Annotated in this window: 25 protein-coding genes; 16 read left to right on the forward strand and 9 right to left on the reverse strand. The window is 61.2% G+C overall.

What is annotated here, in order from left to right:
* Positions 1 to 49: 49 nt before the first annotated feature.
* A complete protein-coding gene (locus ACP7BN_RS21830; protein WP_426206033.1) occupies positions 50 to 223 on the forward strand; it encodes a hypothetical protein in 174 nt (57 codons plus the stop codon).
* Between the two features lie 5 nt (positions 224 to 228).
* Here ACP7BN_RS21830 and ACP7BN_RS21835 read toward each other — a convergent pair whose 3' ends face one another.
* Together ACP7BN_RS21835 and ACP7BN_RS21840 are read right to left on the reverse strand one after the other, a co-directional pair.
* Positions 229 to 1,431, reverse strand: coding sequence for a multidrug effflux MFS transporter (locus ACP7BN_RS21835; protein ID WP_426206034.1), 1,203 nt, complete (start codon positions 1,429 to 1,431; stop codon positions 229 to 231).
* 99 nt (positions 1,432 to 1,530) lie between these two features.
* On the reverse strand, positions 1,531 to 1,728 hold the full coding sequence (locus tag ACP7BN_RS21840) for a heavy-metal-associated domain-containing protein (protein WP_426206035.1): 198 nt from the start codon (positions 1,726 to 1,728) through the stop codon (positions 1,531 to 1,533).
* 146 nt (positions 1,729 to 1,874) lie between these two features.
* Here ACP7BN_RS21840 and ACP7BN_RS21845 point away from each other — a divergent pair, with 146 nt between their 5' ends.
* The 3 genes from ACP7BN_RS21845 (at position 1,875) to cueR (ending at position 4,935) form a co-directional block, all read left to right on the forward strand.
* Positions 1,875 to 2,258: a hypothetical protein gene (locus ACP7BN_RS21845; RefSeq protein WP_426206036.1), complete on the forward strand. Its 384-nt coding sequence runs from the start codon at positions 1,875 to 1,877 to the stop codon at positions 2,256 to 2,258.
* 71 nt (positions 2,259 to 2,329) lie between these two features.
* Positions 2,330 to 4,525: a heavy metal translocating P-type ATPase gene (locus tag ACP7BN_RS21850; protein WP_426206037.1), complete on the forward strand. Its 2,196-nt coding sequence runs from the start codon at positions 2,330 to 2,332 to the stop codon at positions 4,523 to 4,525.
* Positions 4,522 to 4,935, forward strand: coding sequence for a Cu(I)-responsive transcriptional regulator (gene cueR, locus ACP7BN_RS21855; protein ID WP_426206038.1), 414 nt, complete (start codon positions 4,522 to 4,524; stop codon positions 4,933 to 4,935). Before ACP7BN_RS21850 ends, cueR begins: the two co-directional genes overlap by 4 nt.
* Here the strand turns inward: cueR and ACP7BN_RS21860 are convergent.
* The 4 genes from ACP7BN_RS21860 to ACP7BN_RS21875 form a co-directional block, all read right to left on the reverse strand.
* Complete coding sequence (locus ACP7BN_RS21860) at positions 4,889 to 6,103, reverse strand: MFS transporter (protein WP_426206039.1); 1,215 nt, start codon at positions 6,101 to 6,103, stop codon at positions 4,889 to 4,891. The two genes, cueR and ACP7BN_RS21860, sit on opposite strands and share 47 nt — an antisense overlap.
* Before the next feature lie 384 nt (positions 6,104 to 6,487).
* Positions 6,488 to 7,384, reverse strand: a complete 897-nt coding sequence (locus tag ACP7BN_RS21865; RefSeq protein WP_426206040.1) for a PA4780 family RIO1-like protein kinase — start codon at positions 7,382 to 7,384, stop codon at positions 6,488 to 6,490.
* 433 nt (positions 7,385 to 7,817) lie between these two features.
* Entirely contained in the window at positions 7,818 to 8,117 is a 300-nt protein-coding gene (locus ACP7BN_RS21870; RefSeq protein ID WP_426206041.1) for a hypothetical protein, read from the reverse strand.
* A 291-nt stretch (positions 8,118 to 8,408) separates the two neighbouring features.
* Positions 8,409 to 9,686: an acetyl-CoA C-acetyltransferase gene (locus ACP7BN_RS21875; RefSeq protein WP_426206042.1), complete on the reverse strand. Its 1,278-nt coding sequence runs from the start codon at positions 9,684 to 9,686 to the stop codon at positions 8,409 to 8,411.
* A 315-nt stretch (positions 9,687 to 10,001) separates the two neighbouring features.
* Between ACP7BN_RS21875 and ACP7BN_RS21880 the strand changes: the two genes are divergently transcribed.
* From ACP7BN_RS21880 to ACP7BN_RS21895, 4 genes are all read left to right on the forward strand, one after another.
* On the forward strand, positions 10,002 to 11,354 hold the full coding sequence (locus ACP7BN_RS21880) for a 3-oxoacyl-ACP reductase (protein ID WP_426206043.1): 1,353 nt from the start codon (positions 10,002 to 10,004) through the stop codon (positions 11,352 to 11,354).
* A gap of 2 nt (positions 11,355 to 11,356) precedes the next feature.
* Positions 11,357 to 12,211 carry a MaoC family dehydratase gene (locus ACP7BN_RS21885; RefSeq protein WP_426206044.1) on the forward strand — a complete coding sequence of 285 codons (855 nt, stop codon included), beginning with the start codon at positions 11,357 to 11,359 and terminating at the stop codon, positions 12,209 to 12,211.
* A gap of 305 nt (positions 12,212 to 12,516) precedes the next feature.
* Complete coding sequence (locus tag ACP7BN_RS21890; RefSeq protein ID WP_426206045.1) at positions 12,517 to 14,151, forward strand: collagen-like triple helix repeat-containing protein; 1,635 nt, start codon at positions 12,517 to 12,519, stop codon at positions 14,149 to 14,151.
* A 133-nt stretch (positions 14,152 to 14,284) separates the two neighbouring features.
* Positions 14,285 to 15,952, forward strand: coding sequence for a ShlB/FhaC/HecB family hemolysin secretion/activation protein (locus tag ACP7BN_RS21895; RefSeq protein ID WP_426206046.1), 1,668 nt, complete (start codon positions 14,285 to 14,287; stop codon positions 15,950 to 15,952).
* 133 nt (positions 15,953 to 16,085) lie between these two features.
* On the opposite strand, the gene ACP7BN_RS21900 is transcribed toward ACP7BN_RS21895, so the two are convergent.
* From ACP7BN_RS21900 to ACP7BN_RS21910, 3 genes are all read right to left on the reverse strand, one after another.
* Entirely contained in the window at positions 16,086 to 16,448 is a 363-nt protein-coding gene (locus ACP7BN_RS21900; RefSeq protein ID WP_426206047.1) for a DUF6124 family protein, read from the reverse strand.
* Between the two features lie 817 nt (positions 16,449 to 17,265).
* A complete protein-coding gene (locus ACP7BN_RS21905; protein ID WP_420647128.1) occupies positions 17,266 to 17,658 on the reverse strand; it encodes a response regulator in 393 nt (130 codons plus the stop codon).
* Positions 17,659 to 17,742: 84 nt separating this feature from the next.
* Positions 17,743 to 17,943: a Flp family type IVb pilin gene (locus ACP7BN_RS21910; protein WP_420647127.1), complete on the reverse strand. Its 201-nt coding sequence runs from the start codon at positions 17,941 to 17,943 to the stop codon at positions 17,743 to 17,745.
* Positions 17,944 to 18,280: 337 nt separating this feature from the next.
* On the opposite strand from ACP7BN_RS21910, the gene cpaB reads away from it, so the two are divergent.
* The 8 genes from cpaB to ACP7BN_RS21950 are packed head-to-tail and all read left to right on the forward strand — an operon-like array spanning position 18,281 to position 25,748.
* Complete coding sequence (cpaB, locus tag ACP7BN_RS21915) at positions 18,281 to 19,231, forward strand: Flp pilus assembly protein CpaB (protein ID WP_426206048.1); 951 nt, start codon at positions 18,281 to 18,283, stop codon at positions 19,229 to 19,231.
* Between the two features lie 21 nt (positions 19,232 to 19,252).
* The gene (locus tag ACP7BN_RS21920; protein ID WP_426206049.1) at positions 19,253 to 20,527 is read left to right on the forward strand and encodes a type II and III secretion system protein family protein; all 1,275 of its coding nucleotides are present in this window, start codon (positions 19,253 to 19,255) and stop codon (positions 20,525 to 20,527) included.
* Entirely contained in the window at positions 20,524 to 21,714 is a 1,191-nt protein-coding gene (locus ACP7BN_RS21925) for a pilus assembly protein (RefSeq protein WP_420647124.1), read from the forward strand. Before ACP7BN_RS21920 ends, ACP7BN_RS21925 begins: the two co-directional genes overlap by 4 nt.
* Entirely contained in the window at positions 21,711 to 22,982 is a 1,272-nt protein-coding gene (locus ACP7BN_RS21930) for a CpaF family protein (RefSeq protein ID WP_420647123.1), read from the forward strand. The genes ACP7BN_RS21925 and ACP7BN_RS21930 overlap by 4 nt, the downstream gene beginning before the upstream one ends.
* 10 nt (positions 22,983 to 22,992) lie before the next feature.
* Positions 22,993 to 23,877 (forward strand): type II secretion system F family protein, encoded by an 885-nt coding sequence (locus tag ACP7BN_RS21935; protein ID WP_420647122.1) that lies wholly within the window; start codon positions 22,993 to 22,995, stop codon positions 23,875 to 23,877.
* On the forward strand, positions 23,874 to 24,764 hold the full coding sequence (locus tag ACP7BN_RS21940) for a type II secretion system F family protein (protein WP_420647121.1): 891 nt from the start codon (positions 23,874 to 23,876) through the stop codon (positions 24,762 to 24,764). Before ACP7BN_RS21935 ends, ACP7BN_RS21940 begins: the two co-directional genes overlap by 4 nt.
* 10 nt (positions 24,765 to 24,774) lie before the next feature.
* On the forward strand, positions 24,775 to 25,464 hold the full coding sequence (locus ACP7BN_RS21945; protein WP_426206050.1) for a hypothetical protein: 690 nt from the start codon (positions 24,775 to 24,777) through the stop codon (positions 25,462 to 25,464).
* An 11-nt stretch (positions 25,465 to 25,475) separates the two neighbouring features.
* Entirely contained in the window at positions 25,476 to 25,748 is a 273-nt protein-coding gene (locus ACP7BN_RS21950; RefSeq protein WP_426206051.1) for a DUF3613 domain-containing protein, read from the forward strand.
* The last annotated feature ends 121 nt before the right edge of the window (positions 25,749 to 25,869 follow it).

The raw sequence follows: 25,869 nt of genomic DNA on the forward strand, positions 1-25,869 counted from the left end.
CTACAATCCAGACCTCTGCGGTGCATCTTTTACGTTTGGGAGGTCAGCAATGAAGATCCTGATAAAAGAAATGGCAAAGTCCCAATGGCAAGTTCGCCTTGACCAGCACGCCGTGACATTCCGCAGTGAAGCCGAAGCCTTGGCCTTCACTCGCACCCTCGAAGCGCGTCTGCACGCGCCCCATCAGATTCCCGATCCCAACCAGCAGCGCGCTGCCGGCTGAAGGCTTCAGGCTTCGGCCTGCGCTTTAGCCAACGCACGCGCGTTCTGCAAACGTCGGGTGAGCATCGCGACGCTCACCACCAATATGCCGCACAGGCTGATAACCATTGCCATCGGCATGGCCGTGCCGTCGTGCAACACCCCGACCAACGCCGCCGCGCCGGCCGCCACGCTGAATTGCAGGCAACCGAGCAGCGCCGAAGCACTGCCTGCCCGAGCGCCCTGGCCGTTCATCGCACAGGCCGAGGCATTGGGCAGGATGCAGCCGAGGCTGGCGATGCAGATAAACAGCGGAATCAGCAGCGGCCACAACGCATAGGTGTGCATCGCGCTGACTGCCAATAACGCCAGACCTGCCGCCAGATACACCCACACCGCACGCGACAGCAGATACGCCGGGCCACGCTTGGCCAGCAGTCTTGCATTGACCTGCGCCACCAGAATGAAACCCGCCGCGTTGGTGCCGAACAACCAGCCGAAATGCTCAGCGGGTACGCCGTAGAGTTTGATAAAGACGAACGGCGAGCCGGCGATATAGGAAAACATCCCGGCAACCGCGATACCGCCAGTCAGGGCGTGGCCCATGAAAATCGGATCCTTGATCAACCGGCCATATTGGCGCAGCGCACCGGACAATGGTTGGCGCGGCACATGCGCCGGCAGGCTTTCCGGCAGGCCCGACGCCACGGCCAGTCCGGCCAGCGCGCTGAAACCGGTGAGCACCAGGAAGATCGACTGCCAGCCCGTGGTGTTGACCAGCAGACCGCCGAGCATCGGCGCGAGAATCGGCGCCAGGCCCATCACCAGCATCAACTGAGAAAATACTTTCGCCGAACCCACTGCATCGCATTTGTCGCTGACCACCGCCCGCGCGATCACCATGCCCGCGCAGCCGCCCAAGGCCTGGACGAAGCGCGCGCCGATCAGCCATTCGAGGTCCGGCGCATACGCGCAGGCCAGCGACGCGACGGTGAACAAGCCGACGCCCGTCAGCAGTGGAATGCGTCGACCAAAGCGGTCAGCCACCGGGCCGTACAACAGTTGGCCGATGGACAGACCCAAAAAGTAAGCCGCCAGCGTCAGCTGAACGTGCTTTTCATCGGTGCCGAAGGCCAGTGCCATCGATGGAAATGCCGGCAGATAGAAGTCAATCGCCAGCGGGCCGAAGGCGCTCAAGGCACCGAGAATCAAAATCGTACGGAAGTTCATCAGGCGTCCAGGTTGGGCAGACAGTTGGGCCACAGCCCGACAGTCTAGCCGCGCGAGGACGCCTTGAACATTCCGATAGCTCGCTAACAATCAAATCAATCAGGCGAGTTTGACGTTGTAGCCTTCTTCGCTGATCGCGGCGATTACCTGCTCGGCGCTCAATGCGCTTTCGACGCCGACCTCTTTTGCCGCCAGATCGACTCGCACACTGGCGGCAGGATCGAGGCTCTGCACGGCTTGAGTGACGGCTTTGACGCAGTGACCGCAGGACATGCCTTCAACGTTGAACACTTGCATGGAATGACTCCTTGAGTGAGGTTGCCGGCAGTTTCGAGCTTGCCACGATGGCAAGGTCAAGTTCTGCAAAAAACTGCCGGGCTGGCAATCGGCGCCGCGCTCGGCCAAGCTGCGTGCATCAATGACCTAAACTCAGGAGATTCAGCATGCGCTGGTCAGCTTTCAGCCTGTTTGGCTTCCTCAGCCTGTTTGCCGCTATTCCTTCGGTGCATGCCGCCGGGGAAGATTACGGCGTGCTGATCATTTCCCGCGAGCGCCTCGAAGTGGCGACCAACTGCGAGATCGGCGTGTATATCCAGGATCAACTCTCGGCGCGGCTGTTCCAGGAACAGAGCACTTCATTCAATCTGCCGCCGGGCACTGTCTCGCTGCGCCTGAAATTGCTGCCGGGACAAGTCGCCGGTTGCAGTCCGGGATTGCTGGCGCCGGGCTCGCAGGAAATCAAACTGCAAGCGGGTGATGTGCAGAAGTACCGGATCGCCATGACGCAGGAAGGCATGTACCTCAAGCGTGCTGATCTGGGGTATTGAGTTTTTGATGCTTGACCTTGCCTGCATGGCAAGGTTGATCCTGTGGACATCTTCTACAGGGAGTAAGACCGATGTCCGATTCCAGCACCTTCGATCTGTCGATTGCCGGCATGACCTGCGCCTCCTGCGCCGGTCGGGTCGAACGGGCCTTGAGCAAAGTGCCGGGGGTGAAAAGTGTCAGCGTCAACCTCGCCAATGAACGGGCGCACGTTGAATTGCTCAATGAGGTCGCGCCGCAGATTCTGATCGGCGCCGTGACCAAGGCTGGCTACTCGGCCAGCGAATTTGCCCTCGAAAACCCGCCAACCGATGACCAGCCACAGCGCCTGCAACATGAACGCTGGGCGGTGATCTGCGCCATCGTCCTCGCCTTGCCGCTGGTGCTGCCTATGTTGCTCGCGCCATTCGGCATTCACTGGATGCTCCCGGCCTGGGCGCAATTTGCCCTCGCCACTCCGGTGCAATTCATCCTCGGCGCACGGTTTTACGTGGCCGCATGGAAAGCCGTGCGCGCCGGGGCCGGTAACATGGACTTGCTGGTCGCCCTCGGCACCAGCGCCGGTTACGGCCTGAGCATTTACGAATGGGCCACCGCCGCCGGGCGCATGCCGCATCTGTATTTCGAAGCTTCGGCGGTGGTCATCGCGCTGGTGCTGCTCGGGAAATATCTGGAAAGCCGCGCCAAACGCCAGACTGCCAGCGCCATTCGCGCGCTTGAAGCGTTACGGCCGGAACGAGCGATTCAAGTTATCGATGGCCGCGAGCAAGATGTCGCGATCACAGCCCTGCGTCTTGAAGACATGGTGCTGGTCAAACCCGGCGAACGCTTCCCGGTGGACGGCGAAGTCGTCGAAGGCCAGAGCCATGCCGACGAGGCTTTGATCAGCGGCGAGAGCCTGCCAGTGCCGAAACAACCCGGCGACAAAGTGACCGGTGGCGCGATCAATGGCGAAGGTCGCTTGCTGGTGCGCACGACCGCGCTCGGCGCGGAAAGCGTGCTGGCGCGGATCATCCGCCTGGTGGAAGACGCCCAAGCGGCGAAAGCACCGATCCAGAAACTGGTAGATAAAGTCAGTCAGGTCTTCGTGCCGACCGTGCTGGTGATCGCCCTCGCGACACTGATCGGCTGGTGGCTGTACGGCGCGCCCATCGAAGTGGCATTGATCAACGCCGTCGCCGTGCTGGTGATCGCATGCCCATGCGCCCTTGGTCTGGCCACACCGACAGCGATCATGGCCGGCACCGGCGTGGCGGCGCGCTACGGGATTCTGATCAAGGATGCCGAAGCACTGGAACGCGCGCATGAAGTCAGCACGGTGGTGTTCGACAAGACCGGCACCCTGACCTCCGGCACTCCGCGCATCGCGCACTTCAGCGCTGTCGACGGTGATGAAAACACCTTGCTGCAACTGGCCGGCGCACTGCAACGCGGCAGCGAACATCCACTGGCCAAAGCCGTGCTCGATGCGTGCAGCGAGCGTGAATTGAGCGTGGCCGATGTCACTGACAGCCAATCGCTGACCGGTCGCGGCATCGCCGGCACGCTCGACGGTCGGCGTCTGGCGCTGGGCAATCGGCGGATGCTGGACGAGAACGGTTTGAGCGCCGGTGCCTTGGCCGAGTCCGCCAAGGACTGGGAAACCGAGGGCCGCACGCTGTCATGGCTGATCGAACAAAGCCCCGAGCAGCGTGTGCTCGGCCTGTTCGCTTTCGGTGACACGCTCAAACCCGGCGCTTTGCACGCTGTGCAACAACTGGCCAAACGCGATATCCACAGCCATTTGCTGACCGGCGACAACCGTGGCAGCGCCCGCGTGGTTGCTGAAGCGCTGGGCATCACCAGCGTGCACGCCGAAGTCCTGCCCGCCGACAAAGCCGCCACCGTCGCCGAACTGAAGAAAACCGGCGTCGTCGCCATGGTCGGTGACGGCATCAACGACGCCCCGGCCTTGGCCGCCGCCGACATCGGCATCGCCATGGGCGGCGGCACTGACGTGGCCATGCACGCGGCCGGGATCACCCTGATGCGCGGTGATCCACGACTGGTGCCGGCGGCGCTGGAGATCAGCCGCAAGACCTACGCGAAGATTCGTCAGAACCTGTTTTGGGCCTTCGTCTACAACCTGATCGGCATTCCACTAGCGGCGTTCGGCTTCCTCAACCCGGTGCTGGCCGGCGCGGCGATGGCGCTGTCGAGCGTCAGCGTAGTGAGCAATGCGCTACTGTTGAAAACCTGGAAACCCAAGGATCTGGAGGACGAGCAATGAACATCGGCCAAGCGGCCCGCCACAGTGGCCTGAGCGCGAAGATGATTCGGTATTACGAATCGATAGGCCTGCTCAAGGCAGCCCATCGCACCGACAGTGGCTACCGGATCTACGGCGATGACGACCTGCATACACTGGCGTTCATCAAGCGCTCGCGTGATCTGGGCTTTTCGCTGGAGGAAGTCGGAAAGCTGCTGACCCTGTGGCAGGATCGCCAGCGCGCGAGTGCCGATGTGAAGGCATTGGCGCGCCAGCATATCGATGAGTTGAATCAGAAGATCCGCGAGCTCGGCGAACTGCGCGACACCTTGCAGGACCTGGTCGAGCACTGCCAGGGCGACCATCGCCCCGACTGCCCGATCCTCAAGGAATTGGCGTCGGGCTGCTGCGCGCAACCTGCCCGCGCCTGATTGCCAGCAGCTTCATCAGTAGCAACGTGCCGAGGGGAATGCCGTGGAACAGCGCGACCACGGCACCCGGCGCCCACCACGCATAGAACGGCGCAGCGATCAGCATGCCGACGCCGAACCCGGTCATTTGCAACAGCGTCAGAAAGCTGAAAATCGGCAGGCGCAGTTGCTCAGGTTCACGTTGCAGGCGCGACATCAGGCCGACTTCGGAAAAACCATCACCCAATCCCGCCGGCAGCGAAAACAGCAGCAAACCGTAAAGGCTCTGTTGCTGGAACATCAGAATGAAACCGCAGGACATCAGCAGCACACCGCAGAAAAACCGCCGTTCCAGATTGATGTTTTCCGAGCCTTTGAGACGACTGGCAATCCGCGCGCCGAGCAGTTTTCCCAACGCCCAGACTGCCAGCATCAGGCCCAGCGTGGTGCTGGCTGAATCCGGCGTGAGCAGTTTCGAGATGATCGGGAAACCGACGTTATGCGCCGCGCTGCCCAGGGTGTCGGCCATCGTCACGGCGAGCATTGCGGCAATCACTGGCGCACTGCGCAGGCCTTGCATCAGCGCTGACCATTCGCCGCGTTCAGATTTTTCCTCGGCAACCGGCTCAGGTTTGCTGAAACGCAGCGGCACAATCAGCAACGCCGCCAGCAGATAAGTCAGCGCGTTCAGCGCGAACACCGTTTCAAAACCGAAGCCTGCGACCAGCAAACCCGAGACCAGACTGCCGCCAACCATCGCCAGCGACGACGCCGAAGTGATCCAGGCGTTGGTCTTGAGCAACTGTGCCGGTTCGATCAGTCGCGGCAACTGGCTGTTGAGGCCGATGGCGAACATCGAATTGCCGAAACCCAAGCCGAATGCGATCACCGGCAACCACAGCGCCTGCTGGCTGACCGGCAGAATCAGCAACAAGCCGAGGACCGCCGCGCGCAGCAGATCAAACGCAATCAGCGGAATGCGTCCGCTCCAACGGCGGTAGAACGCGGTGCCGATCAGGCTGGCGAAAATACCGCCGCCGACCCGGCTGGCAAGGAAGATCCCGACGCTCATGGCGCTGTTGCTCAGCAGATAGACGTAGGTGGCCAGCGCGACCATGTTGAGGAACGCGCCGAAGTCGGAGATCAAGCGGGCGGTGATGATCAGGTGGGCGTTGCGGGGTGGGAGCACATTCAGTCCTTGAGTGTGGGTTTTGGGGGCGGTGGACAGTAGACGCTAATTTGTATGGATCCGGAAGCCGTGCCCTCACCCTAGCCCTCTCCCAGGGGTAGAGGGTACTGAATGATGTGTTCTTACGGGGTACATCGACCTGAAATTTTCCGGGTGAACTCCAGAATGAGTGACGTGTGAGCCTTGGCAGTAAAACAAACTCAAGTTCAACGCGTACTTTCAGGTCGATGTACCCGGAAAGAACAACTCGATCGGCCCCCTCTCCCTCCGGGCGGTCCGACGTTTCGGGAGGGCTGGGGTGAGGGTAAAAATCCCACTGACACCACCACCAAATCAACCACCCACAAAAAACCCGGCCGAAGCCGGGTCTCTCATTTCACACAATCACTGCATCCACGGTGGCGGCGGCGGTTCGTCCGACTTGCCCTTGGGCTCGTCATCTGCCGCACGGATCGCCTGCTTGCGCTCTTCATCGAGTCGCGCCGCTTCGATCTCGCGCAGAATCCCGCCGACGTCGGCCTGCTCTTCCGGATCGTCGAACTCGCCGGTCAGCACGCTGTTCGGGTGCAAGGTGCCGGCTTCGTACAACGCCCACATTTCCTTGGCGTACTTGGTCGTCTTCAACTCCGGTGCAAAGCGACCGAAATACGAAGCCATGTTGCCAACGTCACGTTCGAGCATGGTGAACGCGTGGTTGTTGCCCGCCGCGTCCACTGCCTGCGGCAGGTCAATGATGACCGGGCCGGTTGGCGTCAGCAGCACGTTGAACTCCGAGAGGTCACCGTGTACCAGACCGGTACACAACATCAGCACGATCTGCGAAATCAGGAACGCGTGATATTCGCGCGCCTGATCCGGTTCCAGCACCACGTCGTTCAGACGCGGCGCGGCATCGCCATACTCGTCGGCTACCAGTTCCATCAACAGCACGCCTTCAAGGAAGTCGTACGGTTGCGGAACCCGGACACCAGCGCCGGCCAGCCGGAACAGCGCCGCGACTTCGGCGTTCTGCCACGCGTCCTCGGTTTCTTTCTTGCCGAACTTCGAGCCCTTGGCCATGGCCCGGGCCTGTCGGCTGTTACGTACCTTGCGCCCTTCCTGATACTCGGACGCCTGGCGGAAACTGCGTTTGTTCGCCTCCTTGTAGACCTTTGCGCAACGTAACTGATTACCGCAGCGCACCACATAAACAGCTGCTTCTTTACCACTCATGAGTGGGCGCAGCACTTCGTCGACCAGACCGTCCTCGATCAGGGGTTCAATGCGTTTTGGAGTCTTCATCAGCTTTTATTGTGGGTCCTGTATTGCCAAACACGCGAATGTCACTCGTTATACGGCAATCCTCGCGTCTCGGGGAGGGGTTGCCGACCTGTGAACCTGTGGATGCACACACTGTGCCGGAAAAATCGACCGCTGCGAATCATAGCTGAGCCGGCGCAAAATGTTGGCAACCGGCGTTGAGGGCATTTGCGACAGAATCTGACACGCAGTACAGAGGGCTCACGACTCATCGACAACCGAAAATGGTTTTGGTCTCCGTTTTACCGGGAAGGGAGCGCCATCGAGAGTGGTTAGAGCGATTGTCGGACAAATCCCTCTCTACACAAAGGAATTCGGCTGCTGGGGAGGGAAATTGAGAGCGAATGAGCTGGATGCAACTGTGCAGCAGTTCAAGACTGATCAAAGCGCGCCACGGGTGACGCGCTTCTAGTGCTTATTTCGTGCAGGTCAGGCGCGAGTATTTAGGGGGTTCCAACAGAATGCCTGGCGTCATGTAAGTCGAGCAGTTGAACTTGCGGCCCTTGGCCGTGGTGGCTTCGAAGGTCAGTGGCGTGCCGCCGAGGAAGTCTGGCGTGCCTTTGGTCACTGGTCCCATGGTCAGTTCGTCGGTGGACGCCAGACCCAGGGTTTCGGCCGTGACTTTATGCATCTGCAATACGTTGGGATTGGTCGCGCAACCGCTCAACGTCGCGGTCAACATCAACAGTAAAAAAGCGGAGCGAGTATTGGTCATCAGTAGCGTTCCTTTTCGTGACGGGCAGAAAGCCGCTTCTCGGTCCACACGGGCCAATGGCGCGCGAAGACGATTCCTTGTGAATCAGGAGTTTATGAGGCCGAACCGGTGGCTACAATTGCCCGGAGGATTTCAGGAAGTGGCTTACAGGATTTGTCGTACTGGCTGACGGGCGCGTCCTACAGCGCGCCCACCAACAGACAAAAACTGACAGCCCACTGCATTGGCAGTGGCTGAGGTTGATCGAGGTCAGACCAACGGGATTATTTCGGGTGTGCAAGAGGGCCGTGTTCAGCGTTCGATAATCGCAGTAACACCTTGCCCCCCAGCCGCACAGATCGAAATCAACCCGCGCCCGCGCCCCGCTGCATCCAGCAACTTCGCCAGATTCGCCACAATCCGCCCACCCGTCGCGGCGAACGGATGCCCGGCCGCCAGCGAACTGCCCTTCACGTTCAGCCGACTGCGATCAATCGAGCCCAACGGCGCATCCAGCCCCAGACGGGTCTTGCAGTACTCCGCGTCTTCCCAGGCCTTCAACGTGCACAACACTTGCGCGGCAAATGCTTCGTGAATCTCGTAGTAGTCGAAATCCTGCAGGGTCAGACCGTTGCGCGCCAGCAAGCGTGGGACGGCATACACCGGAGCCATCAGCAGACCTTCAGCGCCGTTCACGAAATCCACCGCCGCGGTTTCGCCGTCGCGCAAATACGCGAGAATCGGCAAGCCGCGCTCCCTGGCCCATTCCTCGCTGCCGAGCAGCACCACGGCCGCGCCATCGGTCAGCGGTGTCGAGTTGCCGGCGGTCAGCGTGCCCTTGGCGCTTTTCTCGAAGGCCGGTTTGAGCGTGGCGAGTTTTTCCAGGGTCAGGTCCGGGCGCAGATTATTGTCGCGGGTCAGGCCGAGGAACGGCGTCATCAGGTCGTTGTGCCAGCCCTCGCTGTAAGACTCGGCGAGTTTGTGGTGGCTTTCGAAGGTGAGTTGATCCTGTGCTTCGCGGGGGATGTTCCAGGTCTGCGCCATCAATTCGCAGTGTTCGCCCATCGACAGGCCGGTGCGCGCTTCGCCAATGCGCGGCAAGTCGGGGATCAGGTGTTTGGGGCGCAGTTGCAGAAAGGCCTTGAGCTTGTCACCGGTAGTTTTCGCGCGGTTGGCTTGCAGAAGAATTCTGCGCAGACCTTCACTCACACTGATCGGTGCGTCCGAGGTGGTGTCGACGCCGCCGGCGATGCCGCATTCGATCTGGCCGAGGGCAATTTTGTTTGCCACCAGCAGCGCAGCTTCCAGACCGGTGCCGCAAGCCTGCTGAATGTCATACGCCGGTGTCGATGGAGACAGACGCGAGCCAAGCACGCACTCGCGGGTCAGATTCATATCCCGTGACAATTTCAGTACCGCGCCTGCGACCACTTCGCCGATGCGCTGGCCGTGCAGGTTGTAGCGTTCGATCAGGCCTTCCAGTGCGGCGGTGAGCATCGCCTGATTGCTGGCAGTGGCGTACGGCCCGTTGGAGCGGGCGAAAGGGATACGGTTACCGCCGATAATCGCGACGCGGCGCGGCTGACTCATGAAAAGCTCCTTAATTGTGATCTGAAACCCAATACGCGGTCCTTGTGGCGAGGGGATTTATCCCCGTTCGGCTGCGCAGCAGTCGTGAAATCTGTGCATGCGTTTTGCCAGATTCACTGCGATTGCGGATTTGGGGCGGCTTCGCCACCCAACGGGGATAAATCCCCTCGCCACAGGTTCGCACCCACAGTTTCCGCATTTATCTGCAAGACCTGCTAAACCTCAGTGTTCTAGCGTAGGCCTTATTGCGCGGATCGAACGATTGATTGCCCCACGCAGTCCACACTTTGAACCCCATCTTCTGGAGAGCGTTCCATGTCTGACCGGTATATCGACTTCGCCAACTCGTCCATCGGCCACCGTCTGGTCGGTGCCTTGGGCCTGCCGTCGCCGGTGCGGCTGGAACGCTGGGAGGCTGGGCGCCTGCGGCCAGTGGACGGCGCGCTGCTGATCGGGGGCGGACCGCTGGCCGCGCAGGTCAGCAGCTTCGCCAATCGCCTGACCGACGGGATTTATCGCTACGGCGACGAGCCTGCGGGCGCCACGCAATGGATTCCCGGCCTCGGCCCCAAGCTCAAAGCCGTGGTGTTCGACGCCAGCGATTTGCAGCACACCGATCAACTCAAACAGCTGCGTGAGTTCTTTCAGCCGCTGATGAAGAACCTCGACAGCAGCGCGCATCTGGTGATTCTCGGTCGTGCGCCGGAAACCCTCAGCGAGCCGTTTGCCGCCAGTGCTCAACGGGCGCTGGAAGGTTTTTCGCGTTCGTTGGCCAAAGAACTGCGCAGCGGCGGCACGCTGCAATTGATCTATGTCGGCGAAGGTGCCGAGGAGCAACTGGAAGGCCCGTTGCGGTTTTTCCTGTCGCCGAAAAGCGCGTTTGTCTCCGGACAAGTGATTCGTCTGACGGCTTGCGCCACACCTGTGACTGACTGGACGCGCCCCCTGGCCGGCCGCAAAGCGCTGGTCACCGGCGCCGCACGCGGCATCGGCGCCTCGATTGCCGAAACCCTGGCCCGCGATGGCGCCGAGGTCATTCTGCTCGACGTGCCACCGGCCAAAACCGATCTCGACGCCCTCGCCGCGCGACTTGGCGGGCGCAGCATCACCCTCGATATCTGCGCCGAAGACGCCGCCGCGCAATTGATCGAACAACTGCCGGAAGGTCTCGACATTCTGGTGCACAACGCCGGGATCACCCGCGATAAAACCCTGGCCAACATGACCCCGGAATTCTGGGATGCGGTGCTGGCGGTCAATCTCAACGCGCCGCAAGTGCTGACCAAAGCCCTGCTCGACAGCGGCACCCTGCGCGACAACGCGCGAGTGGTGCTGCTGGCTTCGATCAGCGGCATCGCCGGCAATCGCGGGCAGACCAACTATGCGGCGAGCAAGGCCGGGTTGATTGGCCTAGCGCAAGCCTGGGCGCCAACCCTGCTGGAACGCGGTATCAGCATCAATGCCGTGGCGCCGGGCTTCATCGAAACCCAGATGACCGCACGCGTTCCGTTCGGCCTGCGTGAAGCCGGACGACGCATGAGTTCGCTCGGTCAGGGTGGCCTGCCGCAGGACGTCGCCGAAGCTGTGGCGTGGCTGGCGCAACCCGGCACCGGCGCGTTCACCGGGCAGGCGTTGCGTGTGTGCGGCCAAAGCGTTCTGGGGGCCTGACCATGAGCATCGAATGGCAAACATTAGCGCGTGAACCGAGCTTGCCCGGCTTGTATGTCCGGGCCGCGTCCCGGCGCAAAATCACCGGGACCACGTTGCCCGACAGCGCACTGCGCTGCCTGGTGAATGTCGATGGCAAACGTCTGGCGGACTATCGAAAGGTCTGCGGCTTTGCCGACGATGGCCTGCTGCCGCCAACTTATCCACACATCCTCGCGTTCGCCTTGCAGATGCAATTGCTCACAGCCAAAGAGTTTCCTTTTCCGCTGCTCGGCTTGATTCATTTGAGCAACCGCATTCGTGTATTGCGGCCGATGGGCGGGATCAGCCGCGCGCAAGTCAGTGTGCGCGTGAGCAATCTGCAAGCGCATCCGAAAGGCGCGACCTTCGATTTGCTGACCACTCTCGATGATCAGCTCGGGCCATTGTGGGAAGCCGAAAGCCAGATGCTCTGTCGCGGCGTGAAACTTGAAGGCGAGCCGGTCGAGCAGACCTGGGAGCCGACCTTGCCACTGCAGCAAGTGGCGCAATGGCAAGCTCCGGCCGACATCGGCCGGCAATACGCCAAGGTCTCCGGCGACTACAACCCGATTCACCTGAGCGCCGCCAGCGCCAAGCTGTTCGGTTTCCCCAGCGCGATTGCTCACGGCTTGTGGAACAAGGCGCGGACACTTGCCGCATTGAGCGATCACTTGCCCAAAGCCAACCTGGAAATCGCCGTGCATTTTCGTAAACCGGTGCGCCTGCCGAGCGAAGTTTCACTGTTCGCCAGCGCGGCCGGATCGAGCGGTGAATTGCGCTTGATCGGCGCTGGTGAGCTGGAGCACATGGTCGGCAAATGGCAGCCGATTGCCTGATGGCTACACAATAAACGCCTGTTAATTGTGTATATATCACTTAAGTTTTTTCGCGCATCGCAAATTACTGAAACCAACTCCAAGCCTTGATTCTCAAGGCTTTTTTTTGCGTGTTTATATCCTCGGTATTAGTCCTTAGGCAGCAATTTCCCATCCCTATATAAAGGCGTTAATACCAACTTGAGAATGGTCTGGATCCAGCCTTGCGAATGAGATGAGCACAACGGACGAAGGCATTGCCGCCAACAGAATCGGCGAGCCATCGAATACAACGAACGTTGTGACAAGGTGCAGGAATCTCAATCATGAAAACTCAAGTGTGGTGCAAATCGGCAATCGCTCTGGCATTGATCCTCTCCCTCGGCCTCACCGGTTGCAGCAGCGGCGGTGGCGGCCATAAAAGCAGCTCAGGCAGCTCTTCGCCGAGCGATTCGACGGCTGGCACTGGCGGTACAGATGGTACGACCGGGACTGGCGGCACCGGCGGAACGGGTAGTACCGGTGGCACCGACGGTACGGCAGGCACTGGCGGAACCGGAGGCACGGGTGGCACCGGCGGAACCGACGGTACTGCAGGTACTGGCGGAACCGGAGGCACCGGTGGGACTACCAATCCAACCAATCCCACCAATCCTACCAATCCGACCAACCCCACCAACCCTACGGATCCGACCAACCCGACCAATCCGACTACACCTTCGCTGGTTACCACGACACTCGTACAGGATGTCGGCAATACCGTCAGCGGCGTCGGCGACGGTGTCGGGCAGATCGGTGACTCGCTCAGCACGGTTCCAGTGGTTGGCGGCGTTGTGCAAAGCGCCGCCAACACCGCTGGCAATGTCGTCAGCACGCTGGGGGACGGCGTAGCCAACGGTATTGGCAAACTGGCTAGCACCCCCAATGGAGTGGGCGTCACGGCATCAGCAGTCGGCGGCGTGGTACAGGATGTCGGCAACGGCGTGTCGGACGTCAGCGGCAAGCTGGCAACCGCCACTAACAGCATCCCGGTGGTCGGCGGCGTAGTGACAAAAGTGGCACCGGTCCTTAACGGCGTAGGCGAAAAAGTCACGATGCTCGGCGACACCCTCAGCACTGCCACTACCACCGGGCCGCTCGGCTCGTTGACCACCCAGGTCAGCGGCAAACTGGTGCCGGTGATCGCCATGGTGGAGAGCACCACCGACAAACTCGGCAGTGCCACGGGTCTCGGCGCGCCCCTCAATGGTCTGATCCAGAAAGTCGGCGTGACCGTCGACGGCGTGGGCGACAAAGTCACCGGTGCCGGCAACGGCAACGCGCTGACCAACACCGTCGGCGGCGCGCTGAGCAATGTCGGCACGGCAGTCGGCAAGGCTGGCGGTCTGGTGGCCAACGGCACAGGTTCAGGCACCGGAGGCGGTATTGGCGGTGGCCTTGGCGGTACGGGTCTGCTGCAAACCGTGGGTGGCGCGGCAGTCAATGTCGGCGCTGGCCTGAGCGCCGGCAACAGCACCCTCGCAGCGCCCGGCAACGTCCTGGCCTCGGCCGGCAACGTAGTGTCTTCGCTCAACACCGCACTTGGCGGCTCAGGCACGCCGATTACCACCACCACGGCCCCGCTGGCATCACTCACCACTAACGTTGGCGGCGCGCTGGCCCCGGTCACCACCACCGTCACCAACCTGACTCAGAGCGTCGGCGCGGTTACCGGCGTCGGCAGTCCGGTCGCAAGCCTGACCGGCCAGGTCGGCGGCGCTGTCGGCAACCTCGGTGGTGCCATCGCCGGGACCAACGCCAATCCAGTAGTGACCGCCGTCGGCAACACGGTCACCACAGTCGGTAACACCGTCACCGCTGTCGGCGGGCTGGTCAACGGCGGTACTGCTGGCGGCACCGGTGGCGGACTGGGCGGCGTACTCGGCGGCCTGACTGGCGCCCTGGGCGGCAACAAACGCTGAATTGCACCTGGCCGATTCGACGGCCTCACCTACAGCGCCTACGCTTGGTTGAGGGCGGAAGATTCCTACGAGTCTTCCGCTTTTTTCTTTGGAGAAACCCGCCAATTCCTGCGGCCTGAACATGGAGTGTCCTATGCGCGTTATGGCGTCCCTGCTGTTCCTCAGTCTCAGTTCCGCTGCCCTCGCCGACACCCTCCCGAGCTTTCTCAACAGCAACGAAACCATCCGCAACCTGCCAGTGCCGAACCTGCCTGCCGACGCCTATCGCCCGACCGCCGCACCGCTGCAAGTGCCGGAACCGGGTGCCGCCGCAGAGCCGTTGATGATGGGCACCAAAATCAATTTGAAAACCGTGCAGATCGAAGGCGGCACGATCTATCCGCTCAACGAGCTGGCGGCGATCTACCAACCCTTGATCGGTCGCGAAACCAGCCTCGCCGACCTGATCGAAGCGACGCGCAATATCACCCGGCGTTACCAGCAAGACGGCTACCTGCTGTCCTACGCATTTTTGCCGCAACAAACCTTCGATGACGGCGTGGCGCGGGTAGTGTTGGTCGAGGGGTACGTCAAGGATTACCAGTTGCAGGGCGACGTCGGCCGGGTGAAAAGTCTGCTGGATAAACTGGTGGCGAAAATGCAGGCCGAACGGCCGCTGACGCGCAAGACGTTCGAGCGCTACACCACGCTGATGACACGCATTCCCGGCGTCACCGTGCAGGCCCAGGTGCCGCCACCCGGCACCACCGATGGTGCGACGACGCTGATCGCCCAGGCCAGCCGCAAAGCGTTTACCAGCAGCATGAGCACCACCGAGGACAACCGCAACGGCACCCAGGCCCTGTTCGGCGTCAGCAGTAATTCGCAAACTTCGATGGGCGAACAACTGTCACTCAGCGGTCTGTTTCCGCCGGGTGATGATGACGAGCATTACTACCGGGCGGACTACAACCAGTTCATCGACGCCGAAGGCACACAGCTGAGTCTGTCGGCCTCGCGCTACCGCGCCGACCCCGGCACCAACGTGCGGCTCGCCAATGGCCTGGAGCTGAAACCGCACCGCGAGAATGATCGCTACTCAATCGGTTTCAGCCTGCCGCTGATTGCCGCCTCGAATGAACTGCTGACTGCCGGATCACGCCTGTACGCCGTCAACGACAAGACCCGCTACAAAGTCGTTGGCTACCCCTTGAGTGTCGAAGAGCGCACCGACGTCCGCGCCCTCGCCTTCGAGAGTGACTGGCGCAAGGCTGACGCGCGGCAACTGCGCATCCTCAGCGGCGGCGTCTATCAAGGCCTCGACAGCATGGGCGCGAAAACCAACAACAGCGCACTGGATCTGGACTTCTTCCGCGTACGTGTCTCCGGGGTACAAAGCGACAAGTTCTTCGACAACTGGCAAGGCGTGCTCTCGGCGGCGCTCTACTGGAGCAACGACAGCCTGCCCGACAGCGAACGCGCCGTGTTCGGGGGACAGAATTTCGGCCGTGGCTACCCCGATGATCAAGCGTCCGGCGACAAGGGTTGGGGCGTGGCATACGAGATCAACTACAGCTTCAACCGCGACGGCAACTGGGTACGCATCCTGCAACCGTACTTCGTGCTCGACCGCTCGAAATCCTGGTTCAACAAACTCGCCGTGCAGGACAACGACCTGTCCTCGGCAGCGATCGGGCTGCGGTTTGGTGATGCCAAGTACTACAACGTGGCGTTGGAAGCGGCGAAGCCAATGTCGGATGAGGCGCTGGACACGTTTAACCGGCGGCCGCGTTACAGCATCAGTTTCAGCTACCAACTTTAAACCGCTATCGCTGGCAAGCCAGCTCCCACAGGAATCGCGCGTATTTCAAAATGGCGCATGACCTTGTGGGAGCTGCGGGCGGCGATCCGACTTGCCAGCGATGAACGATAACGCGGTAAGACTGACTGAATGTTTAAGTCTGCGGATCAACCCGATCCAGCGCCCGATTCACCGCCAACTCCGCCAGCATGATGATCTGCTGAATCGCCAGGACCGAATGCCGCTGCTCGCCGCTCAACTGATTGGCAAAATTACTCGCCAGCGTACTGGCCGAAGCCAGGGATTCACAGGCGTGGGCCAGCAGACTTTCGGTATCGATATTCGGCGTGACCATGAACATGGTGCTCGGCTTCCGGGGTTTGGAAAGGCTTGGGCAGAGGTAGAAATCGAGGGCGCGTTTGATGGCCTCGCGGTTGCGGGCGAGGTCTTCGATGCGCAGGGCTTCTTCGAGGGGGGTGGTGGGGTCTTCGGGTGGATCGGGAATCAGCTTGTCCATAAAAACTCCTACTTGGCTGTGAAGCCACCTTCCGTCGTTTCCACACGACAAAAAGGTGGCAGCTGTACGCAGGGTGGAAAACCGATAAGTAGGCAACCGGCCAGACCGAAGTCTGCCCACGCACAGCCGCCGCGACGCAGTTTGCAGACGAAAGACAACGTCGGCAACGATTACGGTAGCGCTGCAATGCATCTACTTGAAATTCAGGTTTCCACACCTGCTCGCTGATAGGCAGCGACAGCCAAAGACTAGAGAGCGCACGTCCGACGGACAACCTGAAAACCCTGTGGGAAGGTTCGGCAAATTCAAAACATTTTTAAACGCAAGCGGATGGAATGCAGAGCGGATTGCGGGTTTCGAGGGATCTTTGATCGGCCTTAAGAGCTGGCCCTCACCCTAGCCCTCCCAGAGGTAGAGGGGACTGACCGAGGTGTTTGGAAGATGTACGCCGACGTGCCCCACCGAGGTGAATTCAAATTCTGCAAAGTCCCGCTCCAGATTTTGCCCCACCACCACTCAACACAATGAGCGTTAGCTCGAGTGCAGCTTTTGATCTCAAACGCCCATCGGCAGGCTGAGTGGAGGGATTTATTCGGGGGTGGGAGCGCAGCGACCGTTCGACGAAGTCGAACACATCGAGAGGAGGTGCAGCGCAGCAAACCGGAGGCGATGCCCCCGGATGAAACCCGGAGCGAAGGAACCCCGAGCCCCAGCGAGCGGGCCGAACGTCAGGGTAAAGACCTTTGGTTACTTTGGGGCTTTTGCCAAAGTGACCCGACCGTCAGGGCGGAACCACCATCAGCAACACCACAAACCCTCACCCCTTGGGAAACAAATTATCAAGCGTCTCCAACAACCGAACGTGATAAATCGGCTTGCGAAAAAGATCCAGCACCTGCAACCGCAACATATCGCTCACATCTTCCATATCCGCATGCCCCGACGTCACGATCACCGGCAAATGCGCACGCGAAGTATGCTCACGCAGCCGCTTGATCAACGACATGCCACTCTCCTCCGGCATGCGCAAATCCGTGATCACCAGCGCAATATCCGGATGCTGAGTCAGATGCCGCAACGCCAGTTTCACCGACGTCGCGGTATGACAGACGAAGTCCTCCCCCTCGAGCAACTCCGCCAGTTCCAGCAGTGCATCTTCCTCATCATCGACAAGAAGCAACTGCTGGCGGAGCGGACGTGAGGAAGACATGGGCAAACCCTGCGATGGACTTAGCGCTGACGTTAGAACCCCTTGGGCGCATTCGCAAGTTGCCGGCCGATGATCAGCATCCGGTCAGAGTGCGTTTTGAATGGTGGTGAACATGGTGGTGATGGCAGCCGAAATCGGCGTCACAAACACCGCCAGCGCCACCGCCACCATACCGGCAATGATTGCGTATTCGATACCCGAGGCGCCCTCGGTGTCCTTGACCAGACCTTTGTAAAAAGCGACTTGGGATTTGATTGTCTGCACGACTTTTTTCGAAAGGGACATAGCGACTTCTCCTTGAAAGACACCGGGTGTTGCGTGCTCGCAACATGATTCCCCTGTGCCAGCATCAGCATTGTCGGCAATGCCCGGACCGACAACTGTAAGAACGGATTAACACCAAAGTAGTAGCGCGCCAAACATCCGCAAAAAACCATGTTTGGCGCTTTAGCCCCCTACTTTCGGAGGATATTTCACTGTTGCTAATGGCGTTTTGTTCGGGCTGGGCTACCTTCAAATAGCAAAATAGTTACTGATTCATAGCTGTCTGATTGCGAAATCATCTCGTTGGTAGTCACGGTTTTTACATGAGCATCAGTGCAGCGGGAAAGGGAGAGCCATCATGAACAGTCGCGTCACGCTGGGCCTGGCTGGTGCCTTGCTGCTCGGTGCCATCATTGCCGGTTACTGGGGCCTGACACTGAGTCGCCAGACTCCGCCTGCCGAACCTGTCGTCACCGTCGCCGCTGAACCCGCAGCCCCCCCCATCACTGCCGCGTTACCGGTGGAGGATCCGACCCGTCAACCGGTCGTGGTGCTGCTCCGCGACATCGCCCCGTTCGTAAAAATCAGCGCCGCCGACGTCACCGTAGAAAAGTTGCGCGCCGCGCCTGCCGGCAGTCTGGGCAGCGTCGAGCAAGTGATCGGCCGCACGCCATGGCGCGCCCTCAGCGCCGGCACCTGGTTGACCGATGAAAGTTTTGCAGCCGGCAGCCCGCTGTCACGGATGATCCGCCCAGGCGAACGCGCGCTCGCGGTTTCGGTTGATGAAGTGATCAACGCTGGCGGCCAACTGGCGCCGGGGGACTACGTCGATGTGCTGCTGTTTCTGCGCAAGGACGAGAGCAACCCGCAGCCGTCCGCGCAATTGGTGGTACCTGCGGTTCGTGTATTGAGCGTGGGCAATCAGATGGGCCTGACCAACAACGGCCAACCCGCCAACCCCGCCCGCAGCGAAGAAGAAAAACTCAAGCAGGAACAACTGCGCAACGCCGCACGCAGCGTGGTGCTGGCGGTGCCTGAAGCGTTGCTCAACCGCTTGATGCTGGCCTCCAGCGCCGGGGTGTTGCGTCTCGCGGTGCGCAGCGCCGATGAGCAACAACTGGCGAAATACTGGGCCGGCGACAACAACGTCGCCGCAGGCCTCGATACACCGCGCCGCGCACTGATCGAATTCAATCAACTGTCACTCACATCGCCGCCCAAACCGCTCAGCGTGGCCAGTCAACCGGCCCCGCGCAAAACCGCCGTGGAAGTGATCCGCGGCACTGAATCCGTTGCCCCAACTCCCTGAATCGAGCAAGGACGCACATTCATGCGCAAAAGCTTCACGCCCCTGATCCTCGGCTTGCTCCGGGTCTCGCTGTTGAGCGTTGCTTCAACCGGCAGCGTCCTCGCTGCCGCCAGTAACTGTGCCGCGCTCACGCCGTTGCCGGCGGTGCTGCAAGTCGGAGAAGGCCTGCAACAGGCAGTGCAATCGCCAGTGGCGATCACCCGCGTGGCGGTCGGTGATCCGAAGATTGCCGATGTGCGCGTGACCGGCGATCAAGGGGTGTTACTCACCGGCGTCGGCCCCGGCGCCACCACATTGATGATCTGGAGCGCCTGTTCCAGCACGCCACGCCAGAGCATGGTGTTCGTGCAAGGCAAGGCCACCGCGGCGATGACGGCCGTGGCCACCCCGGCCAGCGTCGAGGACATCCTGCCGTCGCAGGTGCAGACCGACATTCGCTTCGTCGAAGTCAGCCGCACCAAACTCAAGGAGGCCGGCACATCGATTTATGGCAAGGGTTCGAACAACTTTCTGTTCGGCGGGCCGGGCACCGTCCCGAATACGGCTGTCACCCCCGGGTTTGTGCCGTTGCGCAACCTGCCCGATCCGCGCATCGCGGTACCGAGCATTCCGTTGGCCAACGACATGTTCAACATTGTCTGGGGCGGCGGCAGCAGCAAATTCCTCGGCATCGTCAACGCACTGGAGGGCAGCGGCTTCGCCTACACCCTGGCGCGACCAAGTCTGGTGGCAATCAGTGGCCAGAGCGCGAGTTTCCTCGCAGGTGGCGAAGTGCCGATCCCGGTGCCGAGTGCCAACAGCAACAGCTATTCGATCGAATACAAAGAGTTCGGCATTCGCCTGACGCTGACGCCAACGGTAGTCAGCCAGAACCGCATCGCGCTCAAGGTTGCTCCGGAAGTCAGTGAACTGGATTACAACAATGGCGTGACCATTGGCGGCACCAAAGTGCCGGCGTTCACCATCCGCCGCACCGACACCAGCATCTCCCTGGCCGATGGCGAAAGCTTCGTCATCAGCGGTTTGATCAGCACCCGCAACGCATCTGAGGTGAACAAGTTTCCGGGACTGGGCGACATCCCGGTGCTCGGCGCGTTTTTCCGCAACTCGTCGATCAACCGCGAGGAGCGCGAACTGCTGATGATCGTCACCCCGCACCTGGTGCAACCGCTGGCCGCCAACGCACCGCTGCCATCGCTGCCTGGGGAAAAACTGCGCAATTACGACCCGAACTGGTATCGACTGTACTTCCTGGAAAACGGCAACTTCGATAAACGCAGCGGGTTATCGCAATGAGCCAGAGCCTGAGTCAGACCTTCCTCGCCATCACCCGCAACAACACTGATCTTGAGTGGTTGCAAGGCGCCCTCGCGCCGCTCGGCCAAGTGGTCAATGCCGACAGTGGCAGCCTCGACGAGTTGCTCGCACTGGTTGATGTGACCTTCGCCAGCCTGGTGTTTGTCGGTCTGGATCGTGAGCATCTGGTGGCGCAAAGTGCACTGATTGAAGGCGTGCTCGAAGCCAAGCCGATGCTGGCGATCGTCGCCCTCGGTGACGGCATGGACAACCAGTTGGTACTCAACGCAATGCGTGCCGGGGCGCGGGATTTTGTCGCTTATGGATCGCGCTCCAGTGAAGTCGCCGGACTGGTGCGACGGCTGAGCAAACGCCTGCCAGCGGTGGCGCAGAATGCCCAACTGGGCGGTCTGACCGTGCTCTATGGCATCCAGAGCAATGCCGATGGCGCACTGCTCGCCAATCACATGGCGCTGGTGGTGCAGAAGAGCGGCCAGCAGACGTTGCTGCTCGACCTTGGCCTGCCGCGCGGCGACAGTCTCGCGTTGCTGGGGCTGGAGAGTTCGTTTTTCTTCGGCGACGCGCTGCGCCACTTGCGCCGCCTCGACGCGACGCTGATTGACAGCGCCTTCACCAGTGCCGAGGCCGGCCTGCGCATTCTCGCCTATGCGCCCGGCGACGAACCGCTGGAGCGCACCAGCGCAGCCGAGCTGTACATGTTGCTCAGTGCCTTGCGGCAGCATTTTCAGCACATCGTGGTGAACCTCACCGGGCAACCCGACAGCGATGCATTGCGCACCTTCGTCAGCCATTGCGACAAGTTGCTGTGGTACACCGATCAAAGCGTGCTCGACTGCCGACGCAATCTGGCGGTGCTCAATCTGTGGCGCGAAAAAGGCATGAAACTCGACCACGGCCGATTACTGGTCGATCGCTATCTGCGCAACGTTGCGCCGGATTCCGACACCCTCGGCAAAACCTTCGGTCTGGAAGTCATCGCAGTGCTCGCTTACAGCCCGGAGATTCGCCTCAACGCCAAAAATCAGGGCGTGAGTCTGTTCGAGCTGGCGCCGCGTGAAGCCCTCAGCCAGAGCCTGCGTACCCTCGGCGAACGTCTGGCGAAACGCTCCGAAGGTCTGGCCAAACCCAAGGTCAACTGGTTCAACCGCTTGCGGGGCACCTCATGAGCGGCGAGCAATTGTTCGGCGGCCCGCAGCGCCCCGTGACCGGCAACACCGATCACGATGGCCTGAAACTGGTGCTGCATCGCTACATCATCGACGCCATCGAAGAGTCGGGAAAAAACCTGCTGGAAGGTTCGCGGCAGGTGCTGGCGCAATTTGTCATCGACAAGGTCGCCGAATACATCGCGCGTCTGCACCTGGCGATTTCGCGTTACGAAATGGAGCGCCTGGCCGAAGAAATCGTCGATGAGCTGACCGGATTCGGCCCACTGGAAGTGCTGCTGCGCGACACGGCCGTGACCGAGATTCTGGTCAACGGCCCGCACCGGGTGTTCATCGAACGTGACGGCGTGCTGCACCTGAGCGACCTGCGTTTCATCGATGCGCATCACGTCGAGCGCGTCATGCAACGCATCCTCGCCCCGCTCGGCCGGCGCCTCGACGAGTCGTCGCCGATGGTCGATGCACGCCTGCCGGATGGCAGCCGCGTCAACGCAATCATCCCGCCGATTGCCCTCGACGGGCCGTGCCTGTCGATTCGCAAATTTCGCAAGGACATGCTCAAAAGCACCGACCTGATGGCGATGCAGACCATCGATCAGGCGATCTTCGACTTCATCGAAGAAGCGGTCGGCAAACGCTGCAATATTTTGATCAGCGGCGGCACCGGCACCGGCAAAACCACGCTGTTGAACATTCTCAGCCAGTTGATCAATCCGCATGAGCGGCTGGTGACCATCGAAGACGTCGCCGAATTGCAGCTCGGTCATCCGCACGTCGTACGCCTGGAAACCCGCCCGCCGAATGCCGAGGGCCACGGTGAAGTGAAGTCCAGCGACCTGATCCGCAACGCCCTGCGCATGCGCCCTGACCGGATCATCCTCGGCGAGATTCGCGGGGTTGAAGTGGTCGATGTGCTGACCGCGATGAACACCGGCCACGACGGTTCGATGAGCACCGTGCACGCCAACAATGCTCAAGATGCCTTGCTGCGCCTGGAGACGCTGGTGGGCCTGACCGGGCGCACCATCGCCGAACGTACCTTGCGCCAGATGATCTGCGCCGCGCTCGACGTGATCATTCAACTGACGCGCATGCCTGATGGCCGGCGCTGCGTCAGCGAAGTGGTGGAAGTGGTCGGTGTGCGCGACGACGTGTACGTCACCAACACCTTGTTCCGGCTTGACCGGCGCAGCGGCTTCGGCTTCCTGCGCGAGGCGATCAACCCGGCCGGCGACAAATTGCGTCGCGAACCGACGCTGCCGCATTGAGGGCCGACGCATGCTCAAACCGCTGCTGCTGATCCTGATCTGCCTCGCGCTGCTGGGCCTGTCACTGCGCCTGTTCTACAACGGCTGGCGCCAGAACGGCACCGAGCGCGTACTCGATCGTTTGAATCAGGGGCAACCGCAACTCACTACACAAAGCCAGCGCTGGGCCGGTCTGGAACGAGCCTTCCTGCGCGCCGGCCTCGGCCGTCCGACAGAGCGCCTGGGGCTGTGGTTGCTACTGTGGGGGCTGGGTATTTTGCTCGGGCTGATCCTCGGTGGCTGGATCGGTTTGCTGCTGTTGTTGGTGATTCCGCCGTTGGGGTTGCGGCTGTACATCAGCTGGCGTTACCAGCGGCGGCTGCGGCGGATGATCGAACAACTGCCGCAACTGCTCGACCACACGGTGCGCAGCCTGAAGTCCGGACGCACCCTGGCCGACGCAGTGCTGGGCGCCATCGACGCCAGCGAAGATCCGCTGAAAAACGCCATGGGCCGGGTGCAGCGCAACGTGCAGTTGGGCGTGAGTCTGCCGGAGGCGGTGGCCGATCTGGCGGAGCTGTACGAGAAGGATGAACTGCGCCTGTTCGCGGTCGGCCTGAAGGTCAATCACCGCTACGGCGGCAACGCCAGCGAACTGCTGGAGAACCTGATCAAGATGATCCGCGAACGCGATCAGGCCTCGCGGCAACTGCGCGCCATGACCGGCGAAACCCGGATCACCGCGTGGGTTCTGGGGCTGCTGCCAGTCGGGCTGGCCGGGTATTTTCTACTGTCCAATCCGCGCTATCTGATCGCGATGTGGAACGACCATTCCGGGCAGATGATGCTCGCTACTGCGTTCGGCTTGCAGGTGTTCGGCAGCCTGATGCTCTGGCGGATGTTGCGTAGCCTATGACCATGCCCTTGATGATCAGCGCCCTGTTGATGCTCGGTGCAGCGCTGCTGCTGATCAGCGGCCTGCTCGATCAACGCCGCCGCACAAGACAGGTCAACCGGCGCCTGGAAGGCGACCTGCTGCGCGACAACCGTTTCGGCAACTTGCTGCGAGTGCTCGGCGACAGCAACCTCGGCCAGCGTGCAGTGAAACTCGACAACGAAACCCAGACGCTGCTCAACCGCCTCGGCTGGCGCAGCGCCCGCCAGCGCTCGCTGTTCGCCGCCTGCCAGATCGGCTCGCCGCTGTTGTTGCTGACCGTGGCGGTGCTCGTGCAAGGGGTGCTGTTTGCAAACGCCGAACGCCAGTGGATCGCGCCGCTGTTCGCGGTCGGCATTGGCTACTTGCTGCCCAAACGCCTGCTGGCGTGGGCCGCCAATCGCCGCCAGCAACAACTGGCCACGGAGATTTCGACCTTCATTCCATTACTGCGCATCCTGTTCGAATCAGGCATGGCGGTGGAACAGGCACTGCGCGTACTCAGCCATGAAGCGCGGTCGCTGCTGCCGGTGCTGACCGAGGAGTTGCGCCTGGTGCTGGCCCGCGTCGATTCAGGGCTGGAGCTGGGCGAAGAACTGAACAAGGCCACCCGCCTGCTCGCGGTGGATGAATTCACCGACACCTGCGTGATCCTCCAGCAACTGCTGCAGCAGGGCGGCGGCGCAATGAAATCGCTGCTCGCGCTCAAGCAGTTGCTCGATGACCGGCGCCTGACACGGCTGCAGGAATACATCTCGAAAATGTCCGCCAAAATGTCCGTCGTGATGATGATATTTCTCTTCCCGGCACTGTTGATCGTCCTCGCCGGCCCGGGCTTCAGTGCCCTGGCGCGCGCGTTGGGCTCCTAGAGGGATCGTGATGAAAACAATGATTGCCGGTGTGACCCTGCTGCTGCTCGGTGGCTGCGCCACCAACGGACAAGCGCCTTGGCAAGCCCTGACGCAAAACGTCAGTTGCGGCCAACTGAGCCAGGAGCAACAACTGTCGCTGACCCTTGCCGATGACATGGCCAAGGACGGCAAATTGCACGCCAGCCTGGCCAACCTGCAAAGCCTGCCGGACAACCTTGCCGACGTGCGCCTGCGCAAAGCCAAGGTCTACCGCCTGCTCGGACGCAGCGAAGCCGAACCTTTGTATCGCAGCCTGCTCGGCAGTTGCCTGGCCGCCGAAGCCGAACACGGCCTCGGCCAACTCGCCGCCGCCCGATCCGACTACGGTCTGGCTCAGGCCCACCTGCAACGCGCCGCACGCCTGGCACCGACCGACGAAAAAATCCGCAACGACCTCGGCGTGGTCTACCTCAACCAACTGCGCCTCGAAGACGCACGCTTCGAATTCCTCACCGCGATGGAACTCAAGCAAGGCGATCAACTGGCCGCACTGAACCTGGTGACGTTGCTGCTGTACCAGGACGACTGGACCCGCGCCGCCGAACTGGTCAGCCGCCTGAACCTCAGTCCCGAACAATTCAGCGAAGCCCAGACCCGCGCCGAAAAACTCAAAAACCCAAGCCCAACCACCGCAGCCGCCACCGCGATGCTCCAATAACGAGGCCCGCCATGAAAGCCGCCGCGCTCTGTCTCACCCTGCTCACCCTGCCCCTGACCGCCCACGCCATCGACCCCGGCCCCGCCTCCGCGCAACAACAGGAAACCGAAGGTTGGCTACTGCTGCAAAGCCGCAACAAAGTTGCATCACCCAAACCGCAGACCAGCACCCCAACCGAGCGCGAGCTGAGCATGCAACGTTGGTTGAAGAGCTACACGCACGAAATTCCGGAGTTTTTTGATCAGGATCAGGGTGGGGAAGTGGATAGCGGCTCGGGGGGATAACGGAGATTACGCCACAGTCAAAAGCCCCTCACCCTAACCCTCTCCCGGAGGGAGAGGGGACTGACCGAGGTGTTTGGAAGAGGTACGCCGACGTGAAATACCGATGTGAATTCGAATTTCA

The sequence above is a fragment of the Pseudomonas sp. TWP3-1 genome, from assembly GCF_049896625.1.
Classification (GTDB): domain Bacteria; phylum Pseudomonadota; class Gammaproteobacteria; order Pseudomonadales; family Pseudomonadaceae; genus Aquipseudomonas.